1 protein-coding gene and 1 pseudogene are annotated in these 2,305 nt (G+C 67.6%); one reads left to right on the plus strand and one right to left on the minus strand.

The genetic code is table 11. The annotated features are described in order from the left end of the window. The first annotated feature begins 315 nt into the window (after window positions 1-315). Window positions 316-1,965: an AMP-binding protein gene (locus G6019_RS08880; protein ID WP_182613607.1), complete on the plus strand. Its 1,650-nt coding sequence runs from the start codon at window positions 316-318 to the stop codon at window positions 1,963-1,965. Window positions 1,966-1,974: 9 nt separating this feature from the next. Here the strand turns inward: G6019_RS08880 and G6019_RS08885 are convergent. Further along, window positions 1,975-2,305, minus strand: a pseudogene (locus tag G6019_RS08885) (maltokinase N-terminal cap-like domain-containing protein); the annotation flags it as partial.

Genomic DNA, 2,305 nt, shown 5'->3' on the forward strand with positions numbered 1-2,305 from the left:
GGTCGGTCCGCCTCCGGGGCGGCGGATCGGCGACCGTCCACCGGGACCGCCCCCGTCCGCGTGGCGTGGGGCAGCATCAGGCCCCCGTCGTAGGGCGCGCCGCTGTGCGGGGACCGCCGTGAACTCATGTCCAAAATGTAGGCGCTCACGGGCGCGGGGTCACGAGAAACCGCGTTCGCGGAGCGAAGTATAGCTAGAACCCGTTCTACTAATTGAGGGTCTGGCCTGATCAGGGTGCCGTCTGGACATGAGAACAAGTTCAGGTCACAATGTGAGGACAGCCACATTTTGACTGACCTCGCGAAGGATTCCGCCATGACCGAAGCTGCTGACCACTCGACCGATCCGCTCGCCGGCACCAATCCGGAGATGAACCAGGCCGCGGTGTTCGAGGCCGTCGTCGACACGATCCCGGACAACCCGTTGCTGACCATGGACGGTGTCGAGTACTCCTATCGCCAGATCGACGAACTCGCCAACCGGATGGGCCACCTGCTGCGTGCTCACGGTGCGGAGCCACGCAGCCACGTCGCCCTCTACATGAAGAACAGCACCGCACACATGGCGGCCATCCTCGGGTGCATGAAGATCCGGGTGGCCGGGATCAACGTCAACTTCAGGTACACCCCGCCGGAGCTGGTCTACCTGTTCAACGACTCCAAGTCGATCGCCGTGCTGGTCGACGCCGAGTTCGCCGAGACCATGGCCGCCGCGATCCCGGACCTCGAGACCGTCCGCACGGTCATCGTGTTCGGCGGTGTCCCGGAGGTCCTGGCCTCGGCGTGCGCCGCCAAGGGCCTCACCGTTGTCGACGGGGACACCGAATGGCCGGCGCAGTCGGCGGAGCGGGACTTCGAGCCCGTCCGTGGCGACGACCACTGGATCGTCTACACCGGTGGCACCACCGGCTTCCCCAAGGGCGTGCAGTGGCACATGTCGGACTATTTCTACGCGTGCCTGTCGGGCGGGAACCCTTACGGCGACAAGCGGCACAGCCCCGCCGAGGTGGCCGAGAACATCTCGCCCGACGGGGGGTTGAAGGTGGTCATCTCCGCGCCACTCATGCACGGGGCGGGCCTGTTCACACTGCTGACCTTCGTCAATCTGGGCGGCCACCTCATCATGTTCCGGGAGTTCGACGCCGCGGAGATCGTCCGGGCCACGGCGGAGCACAAGGCCCACATCCTCATGTTCGTGGGTGACGGCATGGCGGTGCCGCTGACGGACGAGCTGGTCAACGCCACCGAGACCATGGACTTCAGCACGCTGTTCATGATGGCCTCCGGCGGCGGCATCTGGTCCAAGTCCAGTCGCGAGCGGGTGCTCGAGGTGCTGCCCAACATCATCATCCGCGACAACTTCGGTGCCTCCGAGGCCGGTAACGACGGCGAGCTGGGGATGAACGAATCCGGTGAGATGACCATCCCGGCCAGCCCGAAGCTCGGCGTGGTCGACGAGGACTTCCGGCCCATCGCGCCGGGCTCGGACGAGGTCGGCTACATCGTCCGCCGCGGTCACCTGCCCGTCGGCTACTGGAACGACCCGGAGAAGACCGCCAAGACCTTCCCCGTGGTCGACGGTCGACGCGTCTCGATACTGGGGGACATGGGCCAGATCCGCGAGGACGGCACGATCGTGTTCCTCGGCCGCGGGTCGGGATGCATCAACACCGGCGGGGAGAAGGTCTTCCCGGAGGAGGTCGAGCAGGCGATCAAGGCCCACCCGGCCGTACACGACGCGCTGGTCGCCGGGACGCCGGATCCGCGCTACGGGCAGAAGGTCGCCGCCGTGGTCTCGTTCCGCGAAGGGCAGTCGGTCGGGCAGGACGAGCTGTCGGAGTTCCTGCGGCAGTCCCTGGCGAACTACAAGGTCCCCAAGGTGATCGTCGACGTGCCCGAGATCCGCCGGTCGCCCGCGGGCAAGGCCGACTACAAGTGGGCCAAGGACCAGCTGCCCGTGAGCTGACGAGAAGCGCTAGTCCGTCGCGAGGATCCGCTCGACCGCGCCCAGCGGGACCCCCATCCAGCTGGGCCGGTTGCGCGACTCGTACACCACCTCGTAGACGGCCTTGTCCAAGGTGTACGCCCGCAGGAGCGCGCCGGTCTCGCGCGGGTCGGACTCGCTGACCTCGGCGTACCCGGCGCAGAACGCGTCGACGTTGCGATCCCGCCACTCGCGTGCCCGGAACCGCAACTGCCGGTCGTCGACCCCCACCAGCGTGTGCTGGGCGGCGTAGTCGAGGCTGCGCAGGATCCCGGCCACGTCGCGGGCGGGGGAGTCCGGCACCCGGCGCTCGGCCAGCGGG

The sequence above is a fragment of the Dietzia sp. DQ12-76 genome, from assembly GCF_014145045.1.
GTDB lineage: Bacteria > Actinomycetota > Actinomycetes > Mycobacteriales > Mycobacteriaceae > Dietzia.

Coding starts and splice junctions, on each gene's coding strand:
- G6019_RS08880 (WP_182613607.1), top strand. CDS start 316: ATGACCGAAGCTGCTGACCACTCGACCGATCCGCTCGCCGGCACCAAT.